This is a genomic window from Bacillus sp. NPDC094064, from assembly GCF_050279585.1.
Taxonomy (GTDB): domain Bacteria; phylum Bacillota; class Bacilli; order Bacillales; family Bacillaceae_G; genus Bacillus_A.
Genome location: NZ_JBNNUI010000008.1, coordinates 143,725 through 168,169, shown reverse-complemented (window position 1 = coordinate 168,169; position 24,445 = coordinate 143,725). Strand labels below are relative to the sequence as shown.

The following is a 24,445-nucleotide window of genomic DNA, read 5'->3' as shown; positions in this document are numbered from 1 at the left end:
AAAAAATAGGAGGTCATTAGGATGTTATTATTTCATGAAGATATCGCATTAGGAGTTATTAAAGAGGTTGGAGAAGGTGAATTGGTTTTACTTGTAAAAGATGAAGAATTAACAATCAATATCACACGAGAACAAGAGGAAGAACTTGCAGTTCATGTTATGAATCAAGAAAATATGTTAGTTCCGGTTAATGTGAAAACTCATGAGCTTTTCTTTGATACAACTGAGAGATGGAATGAAGAAGACATGGAGGAATTGCAAAAAGCGAGTGAAAGCGTAGGGGAAGATCATGAGTGAAAATTATAAGAAAAAGTATCAAACAAAATCACCGGAAGAAAAGAAAGAAGCTGTGCAAGCTTTAACAAAAAAGATGGAAAAAAGCGTAGAAGGTTATTTTCGTACACCGGGAGATTTAAAAGAGTATTTAACGTTTATGGCAAAGTTTTATCACTATTCACCATCTAACATTTCATTAATACAGAGTCAATTCGAGGGAGCCAATGCAGTTGGTTCCTTTTCTTTTTGGAAAGAAAAAGGGTTTGCGGTTAAGAAGGGTGAGAAAGGAATCCAGATCCTTGTTCCAAACCGAACTGTAGCAAAATTTAAAGACAAACAAGGCACTTGGAAAACAGTAACTAAAGCAAATGAGGAAGAGAAAAAACAGATTGATTCTAAAAGTGTGGAGGTGAAACCAGGTCGCTTATATTTTGCTGTCGGCCATGTGTTTGACGTGTCTCAAACAAACGCAAAAGCGGAAGATCTCCCTCGTATTTTTCCGAATCGTTGGTTAGAAGGTAGTGTGAAAGATTATAAGAGTTTGTATAGAGGAATGGAAGCTGTTGCGGCAAAGAACGGTGTGAAAATTATTGAACCAAAAGCAGAGCTGGGTGTCGCAAAAGGTGTGAGTTATACCCTAACAAAAGAAGTTGCCTTGAATCCACGAAACAGTGAATTGCAAAATGTGAAAACCCTTCTTCATGAATTAGCCCATGCCAAACTTCATACAGCAGAGACACATATGAATTACACGGCACCAGAAAAAGAGTTTCAAGCAGAAATGACCGCTTATGCCGTTTCTTCTTATTTTGGGATTGATACAAGCGAATATTCTTTGGGGTATTTAGCGAGCTGGACACAAGGAAAAGAAATGAAAGATAAAACGAAATTATTGAAAGAAGTACATGAAACTTCGATTGAATTTATTGAAACAATTGAAAACACATTAGAAAAGGAAAAAGAAAAAACAATTGAAAAAGAGGTGGAAGGTATGGCAAATAAAAATGAAAAACAGGATGAAAAAAATATTTTGCTGGTCGAATATATGAGTTTAAGTAATACGACACAAGAGCTTGTTTCCGTTGCAGAGCTAAGGGAACAAGTAGATAAAAATCAAGCATTTCAGTCTATAGAGCGTGGGGAACAATTGAGTGATAAAGAATTTATAGATGCATTTAACGTGGCAAATAAAGAAAGATATGCAGCACTAAATCAGGATGAAATAAATCGTCCAACTATGTTAGTTCAGTGGAGCGAAAACGAAAATTTTAAGGGTAATCAATTGATCCCATTTGGAGAGGCCAATGAAAAAATGGCTGAAGTCATTACAAATATTGAAAAAGCAAAAGAGGAAGCAAGAGAAAGAGATGAATACGTACAATATGATAAAACTCGTTATCATATTGCCATTCCAAAAGAAGTAGATAGAGATTTTGGGAGAATGGAGCTTGTGAGTATGGATCGTTTGGATATGGGGGATGGGGACTACAAGACACCGTATGAACAGATATTAAACGAGAAAAGGTATTTATCGGATGAAGTGAAACAAGCGTTACGAGATGAATTAGTGAATTATAGAAATAACAAAGAAATACCGATGGAAAAAGTACAAGAAAATACATTAGAAAAATCGAAAGAGACACCTAATCATTTAGTTACAATTGAAGTGTTAGCGAAGGATATACAAGATGAAGAGCTGGCAAGAATCCACATGATGGATGGCGTAACGAGAGATATAAGTTATTTGTCTGTATGGAACCAAGATAAAACAAATCGGGAAGATTTATATGTTTCCCTAATGGAAAAGAACGGGGAACGAGAAAATGTCTTTTTAGATAACATTTTGAAACCAGATTTATATGAAAAGGTTCAAAGTTCTATCTTTGATGGAAGAGGAAATTTATCATTTGTTGTTTATGAAAAGGATACAAATATGAGTCTAGATGAAATCGTAAAAGATGAACGATATGGACTCTTAGTTGATAAAGCGGAGGGACAAAAAGATCACTCATTTAATGAAAAAGAAGTGGAATTGTATAAAGAAATGAAAAAGGAAGGGTATGCACCTATTGCCTCTTTAGATCAACAAATTCAACCTTCAAAAGAAAAAGAGTCAACTACATTAGATAAGGATTTAAGCCGGAAATACGAAGCATACAGACGTTCACAATATGAAGAAACACCAGATAATATTGATAGTATTGTCACTCGTGTAAAAGCTGAAGAGCGATATTATACAACAAAGTATGTTTCGATTGATAATGAGCTGGTAAGCCAAGAACACGTAGTGAAATTAGAAAATCAGGTGGATGAGAAGCTTGGAAAAGAAGGAATAACGGTGAAACAGTCTACAACTTCAAAAGAAATGGATGTAGATAAAAAATTTCAGCCATTGAACGGAAAACAAACGAATCATAAAGAAAAAGACAAGGAGCCGGAGCCTGGTAATGTAGAGCAGTCAAAGGCTACAAAGAAATCAAGTAGAAAAAGAGAAACAATGGAAATAGAACGATGAAAAATTTTATAACAGGAAAACCAGATTAAATCATTTTTTGTTAATCAATTGAGAAAACGGAAAGTGATTTTTTTATATCTAAACAAGAAAGAGGGGAAAAGTAAAAGCCCTCTTTCTTGTTTGTAGAACGAAAGGAGTGAACGTCATGATGTGGACTTGAAAGAAAGTTCAATCGTTTATAACAAAGTTCAACCGTTTTGAAAAAAGATTAACTGTTTATAAAGAAGTTGTACGGTTTTATTCTTTAGAGTTTAGTTTTCTAAATATGACTTTATAAAAAAATTAGTAATTCATAACAAAGTTCGTTAACTTTAAATAAAGATTTATAACCGTTATTAAAAAGAAAAATGAAATTGGAATTTCATCCTATTTGATACTTTTGTCATATATAATAAATGTAGTTTAAACCAAATTTTCAAATAAAAGGATATACAGAAAGAGGGGATTAAAATGAGTAAACCAGAATTATATGTTAGTTTAGCCGTAGGGCCAAATTGTGATGGGGCAGCATTTGCCTTGCGATCGGCACTTGAATACTTCGGAGCGAGGGTTAATGTTCATTGGATAGGAGGACGACCAAATGATTTAGTTGATGTTCTTTCTGGAGAAGATCGAGAGGAGAAAATGAATTATTTGATTTTATATTTCCATGGTGATGAAGGGAGATTTTGTATACCTGAACTAGACGATAACGATTATGAGGTTAACGAGCCAAGAGGAGAGTTTTTTGGTGCTGAAGAAGTTATACGGTATTCAAAAATGAATGATGTAAAAGTTATCGCAGCAGGCTGTACATTAGGTGTAGAACAATTAGCCTCTGCATTTTTAAAAAGTGGTTGCCACTCATATTTAGGCCCAGATGATTATATAGATGGTAACGCAAATTTATTGTTTTTAATACGATTCATGTATGAAATTATTAATAATAAGAGCCAACAAGAAGCATTTGGAATTGCAAAATCCTTGGATGATGAAACTTCAATGTATCAGCTTTATTTACAAGAAAACATTAACAAGAATGGTTAAGTTAGAAGAATAAATTTGAATAGATAAAATAGAGGTAAAATGAAAATAATAAGCTATCCTTATTGTGCTCAAAGGGACTTTCTGTGAAGAAGGCTAATAAAAATAATCAAACTTTTTTTTAAAAACATATTTTATTTCATAGAGCAACTCCATTTTGATTATTGTTTTTTCTAAATGGAGTTTTTATATTTGCTGTTAAATAAGGAGTTCTGTGAGATTTTAATCAAACTTTTTTAAAAATTGTATAATGCTTCACAAAGTAGGAATCCGTTTTGATCAATCTCTTTTCAAAATGGATTCCTTTTGTTTCTTATCAAATAAGGGTTTGTAAAACATTTCCGATTAAACTTTATTCCAAACCAATACATGAATGTATGGCTGTTTACGGGATGTATGTTCCTTGTAGCAGTCTTTTTGAACACGTTGCTATTATTCTCGGTCACAAGATGATAAAAAAGCGAAAAAACAAGAAATGGAAGCGTGAAACTGAAATTGCAGATTAATAGGAGGTACTACGTATGGGAAAAACACTATTTATTGCTGAAAAGCCGAAGGTAGCTGTTGAATTATTAAAATCACCTAGATTTAGAAAATCACAAAGGTATTCAGGGAGCAAGCCGTATTATGGATACTATGAAAATGAAAATTACATTATTAGTTGGTGCCGAGGGCATTTATTAGAACTAAAACATCCGGAAGAAATGGATGAACGATACAAAGAATTTAAATTCGAACATTTACCAATTATTTTGGAGCCGGAATATAAAGTGAAATCGGATAGTCTCGAACAGGTTCAAATATTGGTTAAGTTATTAAATCGCCCCGATGTAGACCATGTGGTCAACTCCTGTGATGCAGATAAAGAGGGTGAGCTTATTTATCGAGAAATATATGAACATGCAGGTGTGAACAAGCGAGAATCCCGCCTTTTTATCTCTTCTTATGAAGCCGCAGAGTTAGAGGGAGCATTGAACCGATTAGAACCAGGAAGAGACTATGACGGGCTTGCTCAATCCGCTAAAGCAAGGCAATACCTGGACTATATTCTAGGAATTAATGTTACGAGGGGCTGTACATCAAAACTGGCAAGAAACCAATTCTTATTGGCTTCTGGTCGTGTTCAAATGTGTATCTTGAATGAAATCCATCAACGGGAAATTGCAATCCAAAATTATAAAGAACAAACTTACTATAATATAAAGCTACTAACGGAAAACGGTTTACCACCAGTGATGAAAACAGAAGATCAACTGATAGATCCATCCCCACTCCAAAAACTTGGAGATAGTTTGAAAGAAACAAATGTAATCGTAACGGAATTTAAAGAAAGTACGAGAAAAAAGAAACCAAAATTATTATATAACTTAACAGACATCTACAAAGATGCTCACGCCAAGCTGAAGATAAATGCAGAAACAGCAAAAAAACATATTCAGAGTTTGTATGACGAAGGCTTTATCACGTACCCTCGTTCTTCATCCAGGCACTTACCTACCGAACAAGTGGAACGAGTAAAAGAAGTAATGGGAGCATTAGAAAAGAGCGCATATGCAAATCTCGTACAACAAGTAATCCCATCTTCTATTACAAAAAAACACACTACATTTAATGATGAATTAGTCAGTAGTCACTTTGCAATCATTCCAACAACAAAATTATATGTCGGGACCAACCGAAATCCATTAGAAAAACAGTTATATGACTTAATTGTAAAACGATTTATCGGGAACTTTATGAAACCAGCAATCTACCTGGTAAGAGAAGTACACTTTATAGATCAAGAGGGCAACACATATAGTACAAAAGAAAAAATCCTACAAGAGAAAGGGTTTCTAAGTGTGTTTCAAGAGGATATAGAAGAGGGATCAGTTGAGGCATTTCAAATCCCCGTTTTACAGGAGGGAGATTCTTTCAGAATCGTTCAGTATGACTTGATTGAGTCCCGAACAAAGAAACCAGCCTTTCATACAGAAAGTTCCATTTTAACCTTTATGGAAACGGCAGGACGTAAATTGGATGATGAACATTTGAAAGAACTGATGAAAGGAAAACGGATTGGGACAGTCGCAACGGAAGAAACATTTATCCCAAAACTGTTAGAGCGAAGCTATATTGATGTTACCAATAATCAGATTCAAACCACTCATATTGGTCGTGCGTTTATAGATGCTTTTCCGGTAGATGAAATCAAAAATCCATCTTATACGGCAGAAATGGAAGGGATGATCTACATGATCGAAAAGAATGAAATGAAATATGAGGAATTTGTAGAGAAGACAAACACGTTTGTAAAGAATACGGTCGAGCAATTAGGCGCAATGGATGATAAGGTGTCCGATAGCATTATTAATACCTGGAATCAGCAAATTGAGGTGTGCAAATGCCCTTGTAGAAAAGGGAAAATCCTTCATAAAGGCAATTTTTATGGATGCAGTAATTATCCAGAATGTGAAATCTCCTTACCGAAAAAAATTAAAGAAAAAGCGATTCTGGAGGTGCAGGCGAAAAAGCTGTTTGAGGATAAGAAAACAGATCTTTTAAAAGGATTTAAGTCCAATGAGAAGGAGTTTTCCGCTTATCTAGTATTACATGAAGGAAAAGTTAAATTTCAGTTCCCAACACAAGAGGAGCTGTCATTTGGTAAATGCCCAAAATGTAAAAAAGGTGAGATCCTTCATCGTAAAACGTTTTATGGATGTACGGAGCATAAAAATGGATGTGATTTTATGTTACCAGCAAAGATGAAAGGGAAAGCAATCCCTAGTAATCAAATGAAAAAGCTGATTCAGTATAAAACAACAGATTTTATAAATGGCTTTGAAGGGGAAAAGGGAGAATTTACGGCAGCTATCTATATGGAAGCGGACGGAAGTCTGAAATTCAGTTTTCCAACAACTGAAGATCGTACAATCGGTAAATGCCCACTATGCAAAAGTAGAGTTCTTGTAGGAAAAAGTAATTACTTATGTGAGCGATACAAAAAGGGCTGTGACTTCATCATTTTTGGTACATTCTCTGGTAAAAATCTAAGTAGTAACCATGTAAAAAAGCTATTAGAAAAGAATGTGACGGATCAAATTAAAGGGTTTATCTCAAACAAAAACGGAAAGAAATTTGACGCTCGTTTATCATACAGCGTACAGGAGAAGCGATTAAAATTCTTATTCGGCAAATAAAAATGAAATGTATCAACTATAAGTGTAACAAGATAAAGAAGTTTTTTGCTGAATAAAAAAGTTCTTTACTATATAGGAAAAATAACGCAAAAGCACATATGACAAACCTATTATCATTCATATTATGCGAGGTTAAGTAGAAAATTACTTATAGAGGGAGTATCTCAAAATATGCGTCATAAATACACTAATTTCTTACATATAAATGGTATGAGGCTTGTCTTATAAAATTAGTTTTTGTAAGAAAGGAGATATACCTTGAAGAAAGTATTGTTATTTGGCGATCCAGGTATTGATGATTCTTTAGCTATCATATATGGTCTACTAAATCCTAAGATTGAAATTGTTGGAATTGTTACGAGTTACGGTAATGTTACCAAAGAACAAACAACTCGAAATGCCTTGTATCTTTTGCAATTGGCTGGAAGACAAGATATCCCTGTTATAAGTGGTGCAACTTTACCATTTTTCAATGGGTTTACTACCTATTATCCAGAAATCCATGGTCCAGAAGGACTGGGTCCTATTCGGCCTCCTGAAAGTGTAACAACTATTCCTGTTCATGATTTTAGCTTAATCCCTAAAATTATTGAAAGGTACAAGGGAGAGTTAACAATTATTGATGTAGGAAGATCTACTTCCCTTGCGATGGTATTAAATATTTGGAAAGAACTAATGCAAAGTGTAAAGGAAGTATATATCATGTCCGGAGTGTTCTTACAACCAGGAAATGTCACATCTGTAGCGGAAGCCAATGCGTATGGTGATCCTGTTTCAACACAGTTTGTAATTAATCAGTCGAAAAATTTAACAATGATTCCTTTAAATGTTACAAATTCAGCTGTATTGCTCCCGAACGAAGTGAATTATATTGTGGAACATACAAATGGTCCATTCAAATCATTAATAAAACCAATCTATGATTATTATTACAGTGCCTATAAAAAATTGAATAAAAGTATTAAAGGAGCTCCTTTACATGATGTAGTTGCAATGAGCGCAATAGCTAACCCTAGTTTTATTCAATATATGTATCGTAAAGTAGAAGTTGATTTAAAATCTTTTAGAGGACAAACCGTTGCTGATTTTCGTTCAGGTGCAGAAGCTACAGGAGTTCGCATTGGTTTAAAATTAAATCAAAAATACTTTATTAATGATTTTATAGAGACAATGGTAGGGAAGCAAAGGTATTAATTTAAAAAATTCATTTCCTTTTATAGTAATGTATAACCTTATGAAAATTTAAATTTGAGGACGAAGGTAGTTATAAAGTAAAAAATAAAAAAGATTTTTACTCATTCAAAAATGCGGTGTTTAAGTATTTTGTTAGTAAAGCTCTTTTTTTTATATCAAGACAATAAGTAGCAAAAGAGGACTAGGAAATGGAATAGTCCTCTTTTTTATTTCATTTTATAGAGTAAAGGGGGGATTCCGTAATGGCACATGTCAGTACGGAGGATGCGATGAAAGCAAGAAACATAGACTTGATTTCATATCTGGAAGCAAAGGGAGAAACGTTTAAGAAGGAAGGGAACTATTATCGTCATACGGAACATGACAGTCTCATCATTAAAGGGAATCAATACGCCTGGAATAGTCGAGGGGAGAAGGGATATGGAGCGATTAGCTTTGCGATGATGTACTATGAAATGACATTTCCGCAAGCTGTATTAGACATCAATAAAGGGGATTACAAAGAGTTTGATCGTTCAAAAGCTGAAGAGGAACGCAAAAAAGAACAGCAGCCATTTATCTATCCAAAACACTTAGAGGTGCCGAAACAAACAGAGATCAAGCGATATTTAATTGATGAACGGAAAATAGATCCTCGCTTGGTGAACTGGTTGATTAAAAAGGATCTCATCGCCCAGGATAAGAAAAATAATGTGGTGTTCAAATGGAGGGAAGAAGGCGGCAAAGGGCAAGTAATTGGAATGAATCGTCAAGGTACAGTCAAAATGGAGAATAAAAGGGGCAGCTTTAAACAAATTGTCCCGAATTATGAAAAAATCAATGCGGGTTTTACAGTTGATGTGGGTAAGCCGGATAAAATCTATTTTTATGAAGATCCGATTGATATGTTATCTCACTGGAGTATCAAGCAAAATAAGATACAAAATGCTCGCCTGGTTTCTATGCATGGATTGAAGTCAAAAACAGTGATTCAATCTTTAATGGATGCGAAAAAAGAAGGGCACGATATTAAAGAGGTCATTATGGCAGTTGATAACGATAAAGCCGGGAAAGACTTTATTCAGACGATGAAATGCTTTGTAGATCTTAAAGAGGATATTCCAACGAATGAAAAAGATTGGAACGATGTCCGGAAGAAACAAGTGAGTGAGCAACAGGTAAAAGAAACAGCTCAACCAAAGAAAATGAAACCAATTAAAGAGGTGGAGAGAAGTGTCTAATCTACCAGGAATGCCAAACATATTACAGATTTTGATTTATGGTTTTATCCTTTATGTTCTTTTTCGTATTTTTAAATTTATGTACCGGAAGATCCAGGAACGAAGAATATTAAAGCGAATGGCTAAGTCCGGTATTCGCTATATAGACAAAATGGACGGCCATCAATTCGAAGTATACCTAAAAGCTCTCTTTCGAGAGTTGGGTTATTCTCCAACAGTCACAAAGCAGTCAAATGATTTCGGAGCGGATCTGGTATTAAAGGGGAAAAATCGTATTGTAATCCAGGCGAAACGCTACGGGATGAAAAATAGAGTCGGCATCAGTGCCGTACAAGAGATATATGCAGCGCAAGCCTATTACAAAGCACATGAGGGCTGGGTTGTAACAAACAGTGTATATACAAGACAAGCAAAAGAATTAGCGGAAGCTTGTCTTGTAAAACTAATAGATCGTGTAGAACTTCAGAAATTGATTAATAAAATTAATCCCGAATATACGGCTGAAGATGTATATCAAGGGGTAAAACCTTCAGAACGGAAATGTCCAACATGTAAGCATGATTTAGTGATTCGTAATTCAAATAAAACAGGAAATAAGTTTTTTGGTTGTTCTCAATATCCTACATGTACACATACAGAACCAATTAATACATGAGCTGTGATGAAAATCCGGCTCTATTTTTTATTATTTAAAGAATACATGAAAAAAATGAGGTTTAATTAAAAAATGACCTTTCAAATTCGACTATATTGAATTTGAATGAAGTGGTTAATACAATACGTCATATTTGTTATAAAAACGTATGTAAAGGTAGATACGGACTTTAAATACGTTTTTAGGTTTTTTAGGGAAAATAAGAAGGGTAGTCATTATTTACGACTTAACCCTTTGTCTACGAGCTGTCGTATTGCTTCATTTCGATTCTTCAGCTTATTTTCATGCCAATAATTTTCTATTTGTTCCACTTGTTCTTTTGTAAATGTAACTAAAATTTGAGTGTTCTTTTCTTTATTAACTGCCATTCTAAAACCTCCTCTATAAAAAGTATTATAAGTTATATAACTTATATTGACAACTGGAAAAATGAGTAATAGAATAGTTATATGAGTTATATAACTTTATTGTGGAGGTTATTACATGGAACGGAAAGTTAAAAAGATGATGGCTGATCTTCAATTTCTTATGAATCATGGTCAAATAAGTGTAGATTTTATGGATTTGGGCTATAAAAGAATGCTTTATAGTGCATTAGAAGCTACCGGGAAAAAGTTTAATGTGCGTACCAATGAACATAATGAAACAACCTTGTTCTTAGAGTTAGTTTAGTAAATTTACGTAATGAGGAGCTGTTAATGATGGAGCAGTTAAGCATTTTTGACGTAATGGATGAAACTAAAAATAAGCTTTATGAGGTATTAGAGAGAAATGGATTAGATTATAAGATTCATAAGTACTATTTATATTTGGATTATAAGGGGGCCGTTCAATATTACTATATAAGAACAACGGACAATACAATTATTGATTTGTGTATCTCTGATTTTCCAGAAATCTTCGCTATTCATAAAGGATTTAGCGATAAACAAATTAGAAAAATTTATAACTGGAACTTATAAGTCTATATAAATAACAAACTTAATTAATGGAGGAATGAAAAATGAAGATTGCTGTATCGGAATGGAAAGCATTGAAAAAAGAAACAAAGTTAAAGTTATTACGTTATGCGATGCTGGAAAGCAAGTATAAGTATGCAAAATAAAAGCTCTTCATTTGCAAAAGCAAACAAAGAGCAAAGTCATGAGTGACCGTCTAGGAAAGAAATTGGCAGATTTCTCTCCACTATATTCTAACATATAAAAAGTTGTAGAGAAAAGGGGCATGTAGAATGGAAGAAGATCGTATTTCCTTTCAGCAAAGGTTTAAAGAATTTCTTGTTATGATCGTTAGTTTTTGGATCTTTATGTTTCTCATGTATGGTGAAAGCCTGTTACAATAGAATGAAGTCGAAAGTCTAAATACCCTTAGGTAGCTCTCATAGGTGTAAGATCTATGGGGGCTTTTTTAATAAGGGAACAATAAAATTTCACGTACCATAATGTTTAATAAAAAACCAAACACATAATTAATCGTCTACATAATTATTACTCAGTTTATACTGATTTCATTTGGTAAAATCAGTATACCGCTTGGTCTCATGGTAAAATATAGATATAAACTAGAAAGGAGCCTTTCTATATGAATGAAAAATTGCGAAAACACATAGAACTTTTACAAAATACCAATCAATTAGCACAAACAGCAGCTGAATTATCACAGAATGCAAATAAATTAGCACAAACTTTTGGAGACGCATCAAAAATTTCCAGTTTAGTCACAAACCCTTTCGAAAATCATGAGCTTTTACAACCCTTAAAAAACCCTATGCTCTCAGATGCTATGGAAGCTATTAAAACCCCTATAATCTCCGAAGCTATAGAATCTATGAAACAGTTAACTGAAACAAATCAAAAATTAGTAGATAGCGTTCGAATTGGTGCTCAATTTAGTCAGATTTTCGGAAATACTATGTCTGAACAAATAGCCTTCCAACAAACCATAGATTCAATGACTCAAAGTATATTCAATGATTTTGATTGGGGTTCTATTCGAGATGGATTACGTAGTCAACTCGAAGAATATGAAATTAAACTAAAAAAGTTTGATAAAGAATTATGGACAATAGATGCCGAATTACTAGATACTTTTGAGGACGAATCAAGGGAGTTTAACTCCAGTGCTATCGAAAAATATGTTGAAGATTCTCTCGATTCATACATTAAATTCTTTATGACAGACGATCTTTATTCTGATTATAAACTAATAATTGAACAAGCATATAAAGCTTATAAAAATGGCGATTATGCATTGACTGTTTTTCCTTTATTCGCTGTAATTGACAACTTAATATCCAATACTTTTTCTGACTATCAAATAGATATCCAATTAAAACCGTCTTTAAAAAACCATAAAAATAAAATTTTTCATAAAGTAAAAGATTACGTGGAAACAAACGAAGATAAACTTGCCTTCTCTCTAATGTTTTTCCGTAGAGTTTTTAATGTTTATAAAAAAATATTTGAACCTTCTAAGAAAAAACATCCAAACCAAATTAATCGTAATTGGATTATGCATGGTTCTTTTACATATGATGAAATAACTAAATTAGACACGTTAAAGCTCTTTCAACTTATTAAAGCTATTGAAATTGTTAAAAACATATCATTTGAACAAAATAAACAAGAGGTTTCATGAATAAGATTGTAGTTTTACGGTACTGGTGCTATAAGTGTGAGTAATGAAAAAAGATAAAATCGTGGAATACGATCTTATCTTTAGCGTAAAGGAAAAACAAATGACAGAAACCATCTTAATTTTTATAATATTGTACTTTTTGTTAATTCTCTATATAAAAACCACATATAACAAATATACCACTCTACCCTAATCACCGAGTTTGATACCCTTGAGAAAGAGCTTGTATCTTAAGGGTAAAGGGTTTGTCTTTATTTATTATTATGGACATTGATTTAGAGGAATAAACATACTCGGTGATTAGGGGATAGGTAACTATTTCAAACATTTGAAAGCTCGGTAATTGGGTAAATAAAAAATGCCGTATCATTCTCCCTGTAAGGAGGCATGAGGGGGGCCTCTATTAGGAAAGGGATGGTGCACTTATATATTTTAAAAAGAAAAGACACCCTAAGGTGCCTTCCTCCGACTTGATAACCACTTTAATTTTAATAACATTGTATTCCCATCCGAATACTATTTTACCACGTTAAGTAATGTTGGTCATTGAGAAAGTCAAATACGTAGTGTTCATATATAGTGCCCCCTAGGAGCATGCAAGATTTTATACAGTTTTTCGGCCAATCCAATAACAAGCGGGAACCCTGAAACCTACACCAGGATAGGAATGTATAAAAAAATGAATAGAGTCATAGAAAAAGAAAAAGGAGGATTCCTTGTGAAAGTAGGGATCCTCTTTTTCCTTACTACCGATAATGAGACGTTATGTTAACCAACCATGTATATGATATACATGATTCTTTGTTCAATCTTCTAATAAAAAACCTAACTTATATTAGTAATTTTCCTTGTTTCTATTGATAAATATCAAAATACTACCTAACACACTTAATAAAAGTACAAAATATAACAATAAATCAGGTATAAATTCTAAAGGAACAATATCTATCAATTGAAAAATAATAATCGCAATGATACCTAAATATAATATGTTGTACAACATATTATTTGTTTTATATTGAATTTCTCTCCCTCTTTCATCTTTTGCTTCATCGCTTGATTGAAATTTTATTACATACATCTGACTGATGAATATTAAAACTAAAGATAAAGATTTTAACCACAACATATGTCTCACTCCTCCTGATAATCAAATACGTCAGTTATTGACTTTCCAAATACATTTGCAATTTTAAAAGCAAGAATTAAAGAGGGATTATATTTACTTTTTTCAAGAGTAGCGATAGTTTGACGACTAACACCCACTCTTTTTGCCAGTTCCTCTTGAGACCAACCTTTTTCTGCTCGACAAACTACAATTTTGTTATGTAACAATAGTACCACCTCTTGAAATGATTGTAATTTATTTCTTACAATTAGTAAAATATTTTTGACAAAATATTTTTTTGTGATTAAAAACACGTACAAAAAATAGCTCTTTATTTTTAAGGGATAGATACTTGAACAAAGGTGTCACATTTACTTCCTATATCGAGAATTATGTAAAGGAGCTGTCCATATGGGCAGCTTATTGTATTTTTCCACATAGCGTAGGTTATTTTGCAAAAATGCTAGCGGTACCCCGTCTTGGATAGATTTCTTGCGAAATATGTACCTAGAGTAGTATTTCAATTTAAATGTGATACGATAGTTATATATTCGTTTTGCTAGTAAAAGGAGATGAGTGTCGATGAAAAACCACATAAAAGTAAATGGAAAAATCCTTCAAACAAATAAAAAATGATCACATCTCAAGCAAAAACAAAAAGAACATATTTCTAATCGGCTACGTAGAGAATATACACAGTTTGTAAAAACACATTATAGAAAACCTAGAAAGTATGAACATGATGAGATTCTTCATGAAGTGATGAATCAAATACAGGAACGTGAAATTTGGATTCCTTATGGTGAAGTAAAAAGATATTATCTAAGCAAAATAGGAAAATGGTTTAGAAAAATAGAAAGTGAATGGGAATCACAAATATCTAACAGTGAAAAGCAACAGGTATTAGAAGAAAAGTAAATCCAAACAAACCAGGGGGCGCATTTCATGTTTAATTTACAAGAAGATATGTATGGGGTACCGCCAACATTTTAACGAAAATATACGTTAAGCAATTTTCGACATCAAAAAACGTTGATTTTACTACTCTAAGCAAAGCATTTAATCTCAATTCAAATTGTGTTATTGAGTTTTGAGAATCCCTTAGAGTATAAAATCGTTAAAATGTGCGTGCTACCCCAATAAATCGCATCTGGAAATGAAAGTAAGCCTATGACCTATTTTCACACGTATCTCGGCTGTACCCCTTTATTAGTGGAAGAATAAGCTTTTACTGTTTTGCTGGTGGGGGAATGATGAGTTAGTATGAAGGTAGTCACCCGACTATTTCACCCCTGATCTCTGCACAATGTGTGGGGATTTTTTATTATGAAATATGGTATATGCACCTATAAATTCCAAAAAAATGCATCTTTGCATATTTTAACAAATTGGTTTTTTTTGTTGTTACACTATATATGTATATAGCACTTACAAGCTATAAAAATACTTGAGGGGGAATTTTTATGTTCAAGAAATTAGTAGTTGGAGCATTAGCGACTGGTATTATGTTATCTGGTGCAGGTGGAGCGATGGCTGCAACACCTAATACTGAAAGTCCGAAGCAAGAAAAGGTTACCATGGCAGCGAAAAAGCTTGTGATGATGAAACCAGGGTATCCTACTAGATATTCTATACCGGACAGCATTTATCAAAATCGTATTCATTGGAACTTGAAAGAAGCATGGCAAGAACCGGATGGTACATGGGTAGGTGCTTTTGAAGGCTGGGGTAATATTATTAATAAGTAAATCTATTTATAATAAAAGGCTTCTTATAATGAGGCTTTTTATTTTTGTAAAATCATAAAGGGGTACCGCCAACATTTTAACGAAAATATACGCTAAGCAATTTTCGACATCAAAAAACGTTGATTTTACTACTCTAAGCAAAGCATTTAATCTCAATTCAAATTGTGTTATTGAGTTTTGAGAATCCCTTAGAGTATAAAATCGTTAAAATGTGCGTGCTACCCCTGTATGAACAATTGAAAGAGAAAAAAGGGGGAGTTACTGTATTTTTAAAGAATGGCGTTCCAGTACGTGGGCAGATCCTTGCAACAGATAAATTTACTGTCCTAATGATGGTTCATGGTAAACAACAACTAATCTACAAACAAGCAATCTCTACACTTGCTATTTAATATATAATGGGCTTATGTAAATATTCCCTAATATTATATTATTAATATATACTATAATATAAGTGATTCTTTTTATTATTTATATTTTTGTTATTTTCTGTTGCAGAATCCTTATTATAAGGATTCCTTTTTTTGTATCAAAAATCTACAAAAAAAAGATAAGATCGGGAACACAATCTTATCTTTAGCACAAGGAGTAAACATAAGGGATAACCATCATATTTTTAATATACTTTAATTTTTGTTAATTTAGAATATTAAAACCATAATTAACAAGTATTTCTATATTGAGAAATTTATTGTAAAATTAGCTATAAATGATTCAAAACTCCAATGTAAACTTTTACCCATTTATTTACATTCGAACTATCGAAAACATTGACTTTAACCCAATCCGCCTAATACCCTCAAAATCAACAAGAAAAGTATACATTCAAAACATTGTAAATAAGGCATACCGCCAAATATAAAACATATCCATAGGGAAGCGTGTAGCACCTTGCTATAATAATGTTGGAACTATTTCCTAATTATTGAGGAAGGAGCTTAGACATGGAAAAGATTAATAGAATATTAAGTGATTTTGCTAAGGTTAATGAATATGATGGCGTAGGTAATGATTATAGACTATATCTTTTATCAGAAAATACAAAAGAAGATATATGTGAGCTTATAAAAAAGGATATAAAAGCTACTAGTGACGACACAATAGAACTTATACATTTGAATGAATGGCAGCAGGGTTTCCTTTCTTGTGAATTCCCTGACAGTGAAGAGTATTGGTTCGGAACAATACCCAGTGGATATGATTTGAAAGGATTAACACCGAAGGAGTTTATAATAGAAAAGTTATTGAATACATTTGAACAAGGGATTGGAGCAGTTTATTGGGTAAAATTAGATATTGGAGCCTATTATGCTTGTAGTTATGAAGAATATGTCTTCGTAACCAATAAGGGAATTTATTATCTTTCTATGCAAGTACATGATTAAAAAGAAATTGTGTACAGTTAGACATAATTTAGGATATCTTTTACCCGGTTCATTGTATGATAAGGAACTGTTGGTTTGAAATAAAGTCACGACGTTTTGAAAAAAGTTGTTTTTAAAGATGGTGTGAATTGGAATTTTACTCCATCTTTTCTTTTTAATTTTGTATAATAAAATAATGATATTTATATATTTTTATATTAAAAATTAAGCGGGAGGAATAAATAATATGTTAGATATATTAATAAATCATTTTAAAGATGTAAATTTAGTATGTTCACAATGTGGTAAAACAATTGAACGTGGTGAACAATTTGCAGTTTCTTTAATATTATCCGAAGATAAAAATATGCCTGTTGGACAATTAGATAAAGTATTAGCTAAGATAGCAAACGAAATTTTATGTAGTAAATGTAAATAATACTGAACAGGAAGCTAATCTTCACTATTTGCTTGTCAAACTTAATAACAAAAATAAATAGCTCAAAAAAATCAACCCATGCATTTTAATCAAAATTTATTTCAAAGTAACACTAAGGGGTCTTCTTTTGTACGTCAGTTCTTTACGTATACCCAAGAATTATAGTTCTTAATAACATGAAATTCATTTTCTTATAATTAATTAATCCTAAATATAAATATATGTCTTTCTATAAGAATAATGCACCATTTTTATCTATCTGCCTATATGTTCATTAATTAATTATGATGTAGATATTAATTTAAAGTTATTTATACGAAATAACTAAATGGATTTTTTAGGAAGAGAAAATGATAAACCATTCGGTTTTCTTAATTCACATAATTTTCAAAATTAAATTCTATAGATTTTAATATTTGTTATATAATGAAACCAAGCCATATGTAAGATGGTTTCCCCGTTACGAGTAATGAGATAGTTTGATTCACCTTTAATACATTATCTGAAAAAGAACTTGTAGTGATTCCTACAAGTTCTTTTTGTTCTTCGGATTGATGGATAGTAAATGTTATTAGAGATACCGCTAATATTTCGGAAAAAAAACTATGCTAAGAGAATGCAAGATTTTATACAGTTTTTCGGCTAATCGGGTAACAAACGAGAACCCTAAAACCCTAAAACCCTAAAACCCATGCCAGGATAGGAATGTATAAAAAGATGAATAGTGTTATAGCAAATAAAAAAGGGAGAGTAAGGATTCCCCTTTTTATTTGCTATCGATAATAATGTGTTATGTAAATTAGCAATGAATAGAATATACAATTTCATCGTGGTATTTTAATTATATAATAATATTAGAAAGTAGGTACGGAGTTTGAAAGAATGGATTTTGTTAAATGAACAAGAATATGAGAATGTTTGGAATAGATTTTATGATAAATTTGCTTTTAATCCTAATATAGATGGCGAACAGTCATTTAAATTTTCTTGTCCATATATTACTTATGATTTACCTAATTATTTTGAAGGAAAATGGACTGATGACGATGATTATATTTTTGATCATATATTATTGGAAGCTCTTATTTTATGTACCGAGAAACATGAATATATATATGCGTTAGATTGGCATCATGATAGCTATTGGATGAATCCTAGTTTAAATTTAAATCTAAACGAAAAGGATCATCAATGGAAAATCCCATTTTTTTCGGATGGAGATTATTATTTCTTTTTACAAAAAGACTTTAAGTGGGGTTATTTAGGGCATCCATGGGAAAAAGTTATTTATATTTTCGGAGAAGAATTAATCAAGAATTTCAAAGAATTAAGGGATAGTAGATTAAAAAAGACCAATGATAAAGTATAAATTTCACTTCCCGTATCGAGAATTATGTAAAGGAGCTGTCCAAATGGATGGCTTATTTTATTTTTTGCTTAGCGTGATTTTTTTCCAAAATGCTGGCGGTACCCCATTGCTATCAACCTATTAATTTCAAGTATCCCAAAAACGGAAATTTTATTATTTTACAGTAATTTATGAGTGCAAACTTTGATAAATTTAAGACTGAATATTTCTAATAATTAAACTAATATTTCTATAAATTCTAAATATTTTCTTTTTTGTAAAAAATGATACATTTGAGGTATGAGTTACAAAACTATTAAAGGGGGATTATTTATGTTCAAGAAATTAGTAGTCGGAGCATTAGCAACAGGTATTGCATTAACTGGGGAGATTGGTGCAGCATCAGCTGATACAGTAAAACCTATATCAGATAGAATTGAAAGTATAGTTGAAAATACAAATGAAGTCGAAAGACCATTTGTACCAAGTTTTTCTGATAAAAATAATCTTATTGGAGAAAAAGCAGCTGCAGCATTTGATTGGGGATATTCCGGTAGTTATAATTTTTCTACATCAATTCAAGTGAAAAAAACTGTATCTGTAGCAGACAACGGAACTATTGGAGTAGCTATTCAAAATAATAAAAATTTTAATTTTAAAGTTGTAGTAAAAAGTTTATCATCAGGAAACACCGTAACCCATAATGTAACAGGAGGGGCAATGAGTGGTGGTAATTATGTTTATAATTACTTTGGTCCTATGAAAGCAGGAAACTATGTTGTAACTCTAGTAAATACAGATGGTTCATGGCACCAAGGCACTGTTTGGCTTGGATGGTAAGTACTTGAATTTATTTATTTTTGAACAGACTTTTCAAAAAAGAAAAGTCTGTTCTTTTTAATTCTGCACGTTCCTTTGTTTTGGAGATGCTGATTTAGAGGACCCGCCACATCGCTATCAAGCTAAGATTTTATAGTACCCCCATAACGAATTTTTGTACTAACTCGTGGGGCATTTATTTTTCTTAAGTTGATGGATATGGGGATATTACTTTTCTTAGCTTGATTTTGATGGGGTGCGCCCCCTATATAGAAGGTTTCTTCAATGTGTATGAAAGTTATTTTTAATTTTTTGAATATTAATATTGTTTAGAATTAGTATATATATTATTATAAATAATGGTATATTAGTAAGTTTTTAACACAGATTCTATTCAATCTCTAAAAATATGATTCTTGGAGGCGTTGTTGTGCGTAAAAAATGGAAAATCGGGCTAATGAGTACGTTTCTTGCCTGTACTACCTTCACATCTGTAGCATTTGCAGCAGAAAAGCCAGTCGATCAACCCAAATGGGAGGAATGGCTAAATGGACATGCAAAAAGATTAAATGAACCCACTTCCCAAACAACAGAAGATTTATCTTTTCTAAAAGAGGCCGTACAGGACAAGCGTATTGTTGTACTTGGCGAAAGTACGCATGGTGCTAAGGAAATGAATCAATCCAAAATACGTATGATTAAGTACTTACATGAAGAAATGGGATATGATGTAATTGCATTTGAATCAGGATTTGCAGAAGCAAGTACGGTTCAACAAAATTTTGATAACTTAACCGCTACTGAAGCTATGAAACAATCTTTAGAAGGTGTATGGCAAACAGAGGAAGTTGAACAATTGTTTACCTATATGAAAGAACAAAAAGAAAAAGGAAAACCACTCACATTAGCTGGTTTTGATATCAATTTGTTTTATCGCTCATCCTTCCACCCGTACGCAAAAGAATGGTTGCAAAAACTAAGTCCTGAAGTGGCATCTGAATTTGATGCAGCAGTAACAGAGTTGATTAAACTGGATAAGTATTACAATAAAAATATAACATATCCCTATGATCAATTTAAAATTGAAATACAGCCCGTAATTAACAAGTTTGAAAAGGTTAGAACATTTATTCAAAATCATAAAGCTGAATTGACTCAAGTTGCACCTCATCCTACGTATGATGTGAACTTTCTGGAGAAATCAATTAATATACGGATTGATGCGATTAAAACGCATTTAGATGCTCAAATGAAAGTTAAAGGTGGCATCTTCTCTACTAATGTTAGAGACTACGCTGATTATATCCGAGATCAAAAAATGGCTCAAAACCTAGCATGGCTCACTGAAATGCAATATAAAAACAAAAAAATTATTGTATGGGGACATAATTATCATATTCGGAAACAAAATTCGAAAATGATATTAGACTATACGAAGTGGCAGCAATACAATTTGGTAGGCCCTAATATGATGGATTATCTTCCGCAGCGTATTAAAAATCAAATGTATACAATTGGCCTGTTTGCGTATAGTGGGAGCAGCTGGAACTCTGAAATTGACGAAATTGTTCCTGTACATACCGAACATGAAGAACAAAGTGTAGAAAAAATAATAAGCACCGTTGGAAGTCCAAATGTTTTTGTAAACTTAAAAGGAGAAAGTAATCGACCAGAAACGTCATGGATGTTTACCCCAACTGCAGCAAGTTACTGGGGGGACAAAAAGCGAGAAGAAATCATGATTCCTATCGAACAATATGATGGCATTTTATGGTTAGAAAAGACTTCGCCTTCTGTTCTTAAATAAAAGAGAGCGTCCTTACATGTTAAGGATGCTCTCTTTCTTGTCATGATTGTACGTAAACAACATTCGATTGAATTCATTCCCTATAGAAAATACTAACAATCAAACAATATATTCATTATAGGGGAGCGTCACACCACCATCAAGCTAAGAAAATACAACTACTCCTAGAATGAAATTTTGTGCTAACTTGTAACCAAAAAGCTCATTTTTTCATTTTGGGGTAATTCTGAATTCTTAAGTTGATGGGCATGGGGTATTTGCATTTCTTAGTTTGATAGCGATGGGGTCCCGCCAACATAACGCGAATTTCGTACGCTAAGAAATCTTTTATTTAAAAACCTTGGTTTTTTCGTACGTTAAGAAGGTTCCATAAACGACCGTGTTGTTTTGGAATAAAGTTTAATCCAATTAACGTTAATAAAACTGATATAAAAGAAAATGAGAAGAGCATATTTTGAACAAAGATTGATTATTTGTGTTCTTTGTTTTTCAATATTGTTCTTTTAGCTTTTTTAATAATTCTACTAGTCGATTTTATGTCAGTATCCTTTGTCCATTCTTCACACAGGTTGATCACCCAATCTGGTTTGGTTTTACTTGCATCATTTAGCCAGTTTCCAACCGAATCTTGAACATATTTTGATGGATCTGACTTAAGTAAATTAAGAATAGGAAGTGCTTTATCAGGTTCTTGTTTTAATATTTCAATATGCTTACTCCATACACCCCGAGGACGAATAGATTCTACAGAAAACCTGCGAATATTCTCATCTTCACTTTTTGCCCAGTCTACTAACAATTCCACACTTTTTTCTATATTTTGTGAAAGGTCTTCTCTAATAGACATCCAAGCAATTTCTCGAACACCAAAATGACGATCCGCTGCAAAAGGGCGAATGTACTTCAATTTATCTTTTAATGTGTTATTTGGTTTTTTATTCATAAACGCTGCCCAACATCGTACACTATCTGAGATGTGATTAGAGAATTTTAATAAGAAGTCTGCCTTTTTCCTTTCATTCTCTTTGAATATAACTTTATCTAATAAAGTTCCTGTCATTCGTATGACTTTCATTCCAGTTTCAACGTTCTGTTTTTCCAATTCAGCTACCACTAATTCTAAACTATCTTTGAGTCCTATTGAAGGCAAAACATTTTTAAGTAATTCAATATGGTTTATAGCTAGCCATTCTGTTAGATTAACACTTTCTAATTTCCCTTGATTTAGTAATTGTAATACCTCACTAGGGATTTCGCTTGTTTTCTTGGCTCCTTTTCTGTTTAAGATAACGTCTGTTTCTTTCACTACCATTTAATTCCCTCCTCACAATACTGTCTTCAAATAGACATTCAATAAATAGGAGTAGCTTCCCTTCCTCCCCATTCTGATACTACTTTGTTCCCTTAGTTGAATAAGAGAAATAAAAAATTGCATTGATAATACAAGCTTTTGATTTAAGCCACTTGATTATCAGACATGGTACAATCGTAAACGACACCTAATATATCAAAGACTGTTTTCTTCTCATACTTATGGGATTTTCGTCCGTTTTGCTGTAGGAGGTTGAACAGGCGAAGTAGAATCTTTGATAGCTCTTGGGTGTCTTTTTGTATACCTTGAAAAAGAAGAAGAAAATAATCTTTAATCATATATATGGCCTTATATTCACTCAGCTCTTGTTTCTTTTTCATAAGAAGTAATTGTCGCATTTGAAACATCGTAGAAGAACAAAGTAGAATGGCAATCAGTTGCCCATACAAATGGCATTCCGATCGTTCTCTTTTTATCTTTTTACAATGATGAATATGAAAGAATGATTTCCATGTTTTAAATAAAATTTCGATTTGCCAACGTAAAGAATACCAATCATGCACTTGTCCCATTGGGACAATATCTGTAGGGGTGTTTGTCATATATACATTGATACCAGTGAGTCGTTTACTACGAGGAGAATACTTCATTCCTTTCTTTTTTTCTCTTACAGTTTGATCTTGTAATCGTTTTTTTGTTGTTCTTTTGTTAGTCGATGAACAATCACGCGAGTTGGTACTTTATCAGTCATTCCTACATAAGCGTTGGATATTTCACATGTTTGTCCTGGTTAAAGAGAGTTCATTACAATCTCCATATCTATCTGGATATACTCTGTACTTTTCTTGATTCTGCCATCTTGAAAATAATTAGGGTTAGGATTTTTTTGATACATACGTGTATTCGATTTGATACGTGAGATATAATAAGCCTTTTTATCTTGTATATATTGAAGATCTTTCAAATGAAAATAACCTAAATCTCGGATATATAAATCATTTTCTGTTACAGTTGGGACACACAGGGAACCGTAGGTTCGATCATGTTGTTTACCTGGACCTGTATGAATATGAAGGAACTGTCCACTTAATAGATCATACTCGAGCTGAATCTTTATTCCCGCTGTATGGCTGCATCCACCTGCACCTGGATAAGCGAATGAAAAAGGATCTGGAATTTGGAATACAGTTGAATCTAAGATACGAATACGCTTGAAAATAGAAGTATATGGAGAAGAAATCAGCTTAGCTGAAGATAACTTTTGGTTGAGAAATTTGGCTAACACTTGTTGTAGAAACTGGACGGCTGCGGCGTTAAATCTTTGATTTAGTCCTTCAGGACTGATGAGTACTTCTGTTGATACTTCTAAACAGCTAGATAACTGAGTTAAAGAAGGCATAGCTACATTTTGGCTGACCCATACACATAAAGCTACTAAATCTTTTGCTTGATACTTACTAGTTCGTTGTACAAAACCAACATCTCTAGCAAGATCCCGTAAGGTATTTGGAGATAAAAAACTTTGAATCTCTTGAGCAAATAGTTGTAATTCGTCAGACACAGAAACAGACATAAAAAACGCCATCCTTTCCTATGATTCTACAGAAAGAATAGCGTATTTTTTCATTTTAGGGGACATTTCTTTTTATTAGCTTGATAGCGATGGGGTAGTACCACATCACCATCAAGCTAATATTTTCATATCCCTCTAAATTAAAATTTTCTTTCTCTACAGATAGTTATTCTGAGAAGCCGCTCATTTTTTCGTTTTGGGGGCATTTCTTTTTATTAAGTTGATGGG

The 24,445-nt window shown here is 32.7% G+C and carries 21 protein-coding genes and 2 pseudogenes; 18 read left to right on the top strand and 5 right to left on the bottom strand.

All coding sequences use genetic code 11. The annotated features are described in order from the left end of the window. Positions 1 to 21: 21 nt before the first annotated feature. The 7 genes from ACQKNI_RS19020 to ACQKNI_RS18990 all read left to right on the top strand — a co-directional run bounded on the left by ACQKNI_RS19020 (position 22) and on the right by ACQKNI_RS18990 (position 10,062). Complete coding sequence (locus ACQKNI_RS19020) at positions 22 to 297, top strand: hypothetical protein (protein WP_427282632.1); 276 nt, start codon at positions 22 to 24, stop codon at positions 295 to 297. Continuing rightward, the gene (locus ACQKNI_RS19015) at positions 290 to 2,791 is read left to right on the top strand and encodes an LPD25 domain-containing protein (RefSeq protein ID WP_427282631.1); all 2,502 of its coding nucleotides are present in this window, start codon (positions 290 to 292) and stop codon (positions 2,789 to 2,791) included. The genes ACQKNI_RS19020 and ACQKNI_RS19015 overlap by 8 nt, the downstream gene beginning before the upstream one ends. A 450-nt stretch (positions 2,792 to 3,241) precedes the next feature. Next, positions 3,242 to 3,817, top strand: a complete 576-nt coding sequence (locus tag ACQKNI_RS19010; RefSeq protein ID WP_427282630.1) for a delta-aminolevulinic acid dehydratase — start codon at positions 3,242 to 3,244, stop codon at positions 3,815 to 3,817. A gap of 518 nt (positions 3,818 to 4,335) precedes the next feature. Continuing rightward, positions 4,336 to 6,993 carry a DNA topoisomerase gene (locus ACQKNI_RS19005; protein ID WP_427282629.1) on the top strand — a complete coding sequence of 886 codons (2,658 nt, stop codon included), beginning with the start codon at positions 4,336 to 4,338 and terminating at the stop codon, positions 6,991 to 6,993. Between the two features lie 258 nt (positions 6,994 to 7,251). Then, complete coding sequence (locus ACQKNI_RS19000) at positions 7,252 to 8,187, top strand: nucleoside hydrolase (protein WP_427282628.1); 936 nt, start codon at positions 7,252 to 7,254, stop codon at positions 8,185 to 8,187. Positions 8,188 to 8,429: 242 nt separating this feature from the next. Further along, positions 8,430 to 9,407 carry a DUF3991 domain-containing protein gene (locus ACQKNI_RS18995; protein WP_427282627.1) on the top strand — a complete coding sequence of 326 codons (978 nt, stop codon included), beginning with the start codon at positions 8,430 to 8,432 and terminating at the stop codon, positions 9,405 to 9,407. Next, positions 9,400 to 10,062, top strand: a complete 663-nt coding sequence (locus tag ACQKNI_RS18990; protein WP_427282626.1) for a restriction endonuclease — start codon at positions 9,400 to 9,402, stop codon at positions 10,060 to 10,062. The genes ACQKNI_RS18995 and ACQKNI_RS18990 overlap by 8 nt, the downstream gene beginning before the upstream one ends. A gap of 215 nt (positions 10,063 to 10,277) precedes the next feature. Here the strand turns inward: ACQKNI_RS18990 and ACQKNI_RS18985 are convergent, their stop codons facing one another. Continuing rightward, positions 10,278 to 10,430: a hypothetical protein gene (locus ACQKNI_RS18985; RefSeq protein WP_175546523.1), complete on the bottom strand. Its 153-nt coding sequence runs from the start codon at positions 10,428 to 10,430 to the stop codon at positions 10,278 to 10,280. A gap of 115 nt (positions 10,431 to 10,545) precedes the next feature. Between ACQKNI_RS18985 and ACQKNI_RS18980 the strand changes: the two genes are divergently transcribed. The 3 genes from ACQKNI_RS18980 (at position 10,546) to ACQKNI_RS18970 (ending at position 12,699) form a co-directional block, all read left to right on the top strand. Next, the gene (locus tag ACQKNI_RS18980) at positions 10,546 to 10,734 is read left to right on the top strand and encodes a hypothetical protein (protein WP_071770381.1); all 189 of its coding nucleotides are present in this window, start codon (positions 10,546 to 10,548) and stop codon (positions 10,732 to 10,734) included. 26 nt (positions 10,735 to 10,760) lie between these two features. Then, a complete protein-coding gene (locus tag ACQKNI_RS18975) occupies positions 10,761 to 11,024 on the top strand; it encodes a hypothetical protein (RefSeq protein WP_427282625.1) in 264 nt (87 codons plus the stop codon). Between the two features lie 619 nt (positions 11,025 to 11,643). After that, complete coding sequence (locus ACQKNI_RS18970) at positions 11,644 to 12,699, top strand: hypothetical protein (protein WP_427282624.1); 1,056 nt, start codon at positions 11,644 to 11,646, stop codon at positions 12,697 to 12,699. Positions 12,700 to 13,534: 835 nt separating this feature from the next. Here the strand turns inward: ACQKNI_RS18970 and ACQKNI_RS18965 are convergent. Both ACQKNI_RS18965 and ACQKNI_RS18960 read right to left on the bottom strand, forming a co-directional pair. Next, entirely contained in the window at positions 13,535 to 13,828 is a 294-nt protein-coding gene (locus tag ACQKNI_RS18965) for a hypothetical protein (protein ID WP_050845655.1), read from the bottom strand. A gap of 5 nt (positions 13,829 to 13,833) precedes the next feature. Then, a complete protein-coding gene (locus tag ACQKNI_RS18960; RefSeq protein ID WP_142952214.1) occupies positions 13,834 to 14,034 on the bottom strand; it encodes a helix-turn-helix transcriptional regulator in 201 nt (66 codons plus the stop codon). Positions 14,035 to 14,389: 355 nt separating this feature from the next. On the opposite strand from ACQKNI_RS18960, the pseudogene ACQKNI_RS18955 reads away from it, so the two are divergent. The 8 genes and pseudogenes from ACQKNI_RS18955 (at position 14,390) to ACQKNI_RS18920 (ending at position 21,332) form a co-directional block, all read left to right on the top strand. Further along, a pseudogene (locus ACQKNI_RS18955) lies at positions 14,390 to 14,725 on the top strand (transposase). 545 nt (positions 14,726 to 15,270) lie between these two features. Then, positions 15,271 to 15,555, top strand: coding sequence for a lysine 2,3-aminomutase (locus ACQKNI_RS18950; protein ID WP_098769170.1), 285 nt, complete (start codon positions 15,271 to 15,273; stop codon positions 15,553 to 15,555). 209 nt (positions 15,556 to 15,764) lie between these two features. Beyond that, a complete protein-coding gene (hfq, locus tag ACQKNI_RS18945; protein ID WP_427282623.1) occupies positions 15,765 to 15,947 on the top strand; it encodes an RNA chaperone Hfq in 183 nt (60 codons plus the stop codon). A gap of 552 nt (positions 15,948 to 16,499) precedes the next feature. Beyond that, entirely contained in the window at positions 16,500 to 16,940 is a 441-nt protein-coding gene (locus ACQKNI_RS18940) for a hypothetical protein (protein WP_427282622.1), read from the top strand. Between the two features lie 226 nt (positions 16,941 to 17,166). Further along, positions 17,167 to 17,358, top strand: coding sequence for a hypothetical protein (locus ACQKNI_RS18935; RefSeq protein WP_427282621.1), 192 nt, complete (start codon positions 17,167 to 17,169; stop codon positions 17,356 to 17,358). Positions 17,359 to 18,232: 874 nt separating this feature from the next. After that, positions 18,233 to 18,727, top strand: a complete 495-nt coding sequence (locus ACQKNI_RS18930; protein ID WP_427282620.1) for a DUF2716 domain-containing protein — start codon at positions 18,233 to 18,235, stop codon at positions 18,725 to 18,727. 312 nt (positions 18,728 to 19,039) lie between these two features. Further along, entirely contained in the window at positions 19,040 to 19,546 is a 507-nt protein-coding gene (locus ACQKNI_RS18925; RefSeq protein WP_427282657.1) for a hypothetical protein, read from the top strand. A 409-nt stretch (positions 19,547 to 19,955) separates the two neighbouring features. Further along, a complete protein-coding gene (locus ACQKNI_RS18920) occupies positions 19,956 to 21,332 on the top strand; it encodes an erythromycin esterase family protein (protein ID WP_427282619.1) in 1,377 nt (458 codons plus the stop codon). Between the two features lie 469 nt (positions 21,333 to 21,801). On the opposite strand, the gene ACQKNI_RS18915 is transcribed toward ACQKNI_RS18920, so the two are convergent. Continuing rightward, positions 21,802 to 22,644, bottom strand: coding sequence for a DNA alkylation repair protein (locus tag ACQKNI_RS18915; protein WP_088233097.1), 843 nt, complete (start codon positions 22,642 to 22,644; stop codon positions 21,802 to 21,804). 143 nt (positions 22,645 to 22,787) lie between these two features. Next, a pseudogene (locus tag ACQKNI_RS18910) lies at positions 22,788 to 24,217 on the bottom strand (IS4 family transposase). Positions 24,218 to 24,445 lie beyond the last annotated feature (228 nt).

Excerpts from the sequence above, each read along its gene's own strand:
- ACQKNI_RS18915 (WP_088233097.1), bottom strand. The coding sequence starts at position 22,644 with ATGGTAGTGAAAGAAACAGACGTTATCTTAAACAGAAAAGGAGCCAAG.
- ACQKNI_RS18980 (WP_071770381.1), top strand. The coding sequence starts at position 10,546 with ATGGAACGGAAAGTTAAAAAGATGATGGCTGATCTTCAATTTCTTATG.
- ACQKNI_RS18975 (WP_427282625.1), top strand. The coding sequence starts at position 10,761 with ATGATGGAGCAGTTAAGCATTTTTGACGTAATGGATGAAACTAAAAAT.
- ACQKNI_RS19010 (WP_427282630.1), top strand. The coding sequence starts at position 3,242 with ATGAGTAAACCAGAATTATATGTTAGTTTAGCCGTAGGGCCAAATTGT.
- ACQKNI_RS18970 (WP_427282624.1), top strand. The coding sequence starts at position 11,644 with ATGAATGAAAAATTGCGAAAACACATAGAACTTTTACAAAATACCAAT.
- ACQKNI_RS18995 (WP_427282627.1), top strand. The coding sequence starts at position 8,430 with ATGGCACATGTCAGTACGGAGGATGCGATGAAAGCAAGAAACATAGAC.
- ACQKNI_RS18940 (WP_427282622.1), top strand. The coding sequence starts at position 16,500 with ATGGAAAAGATTAATAGAATATTAAGTGATTTTGCTAAGGTTAATGAA.
- ACQKNI_RS18935 (WP_427282621.1), top strand. The coding sequence starts at position 17,167 with ATGTTAGATATATTAATAAATCATTTTAAAGATGTAAATTTAGTATGT.
- ACQKNI_RS19005 (WP_427282629.1), top strand. The coding sequence starts at position 4,336 with ATGGGAAAAACACTATTTATTGCTGAAAAGCCGAAGGTAGCTGTTGAA.
- hfq (WP_427282623.1), top strand. The coding sequence starts at position 15,765 with ATGTGCGTGCTACCCCTGTATGAACAATTGAAAGAGAAAAAAGGGGGA.
- ACQKNI_RS19015 (WP_427282631.1), top strand. The coding sequence starts at position 290 with ATGAGTGAAAATTATAAGAAAAAGTATCAAACAAAATCACCGGAAGAA.
- ACQKNI_RS18950 (WP_098769170.1), top strand. The coding sequence starts at position 15,271 with ATGTTCAAGAAATTAGTAGTTGGAGCATTAGCGACTGGTATTATGTTA.
- ACQKNI_RS19020 (WP_427282632.1), top strand. The coding sequence starts at position 22 with ATGTTATTATTTCATGAAGATATCGCATTAGGAGTTATTAAAGAGGTT.
- ACQKNI_RS18965 (WP_050845655.1), bottom strand. The coding sequence starts at position 13,828 with ATGTTGTGGTTAAAATCTTTATCTTTAGTTTTAATATTCATCAGTCAG.
- ACQKNI_RS18925 (WP_427282657.1), top strand. The coding sequence starts at position 19,040 with ATGTTCAAGAAATTAGTAGTCGGAGCATTAGCAACAGGTATTGCATTA.
- ACQKNI_RS18985 (WP_175546523.1), bottom strand. The coding sequence starts at position 10,430 with ATGGCAGTTAATAAAGAAAAGAACACTCAAATTTTAGTTACATTTACA.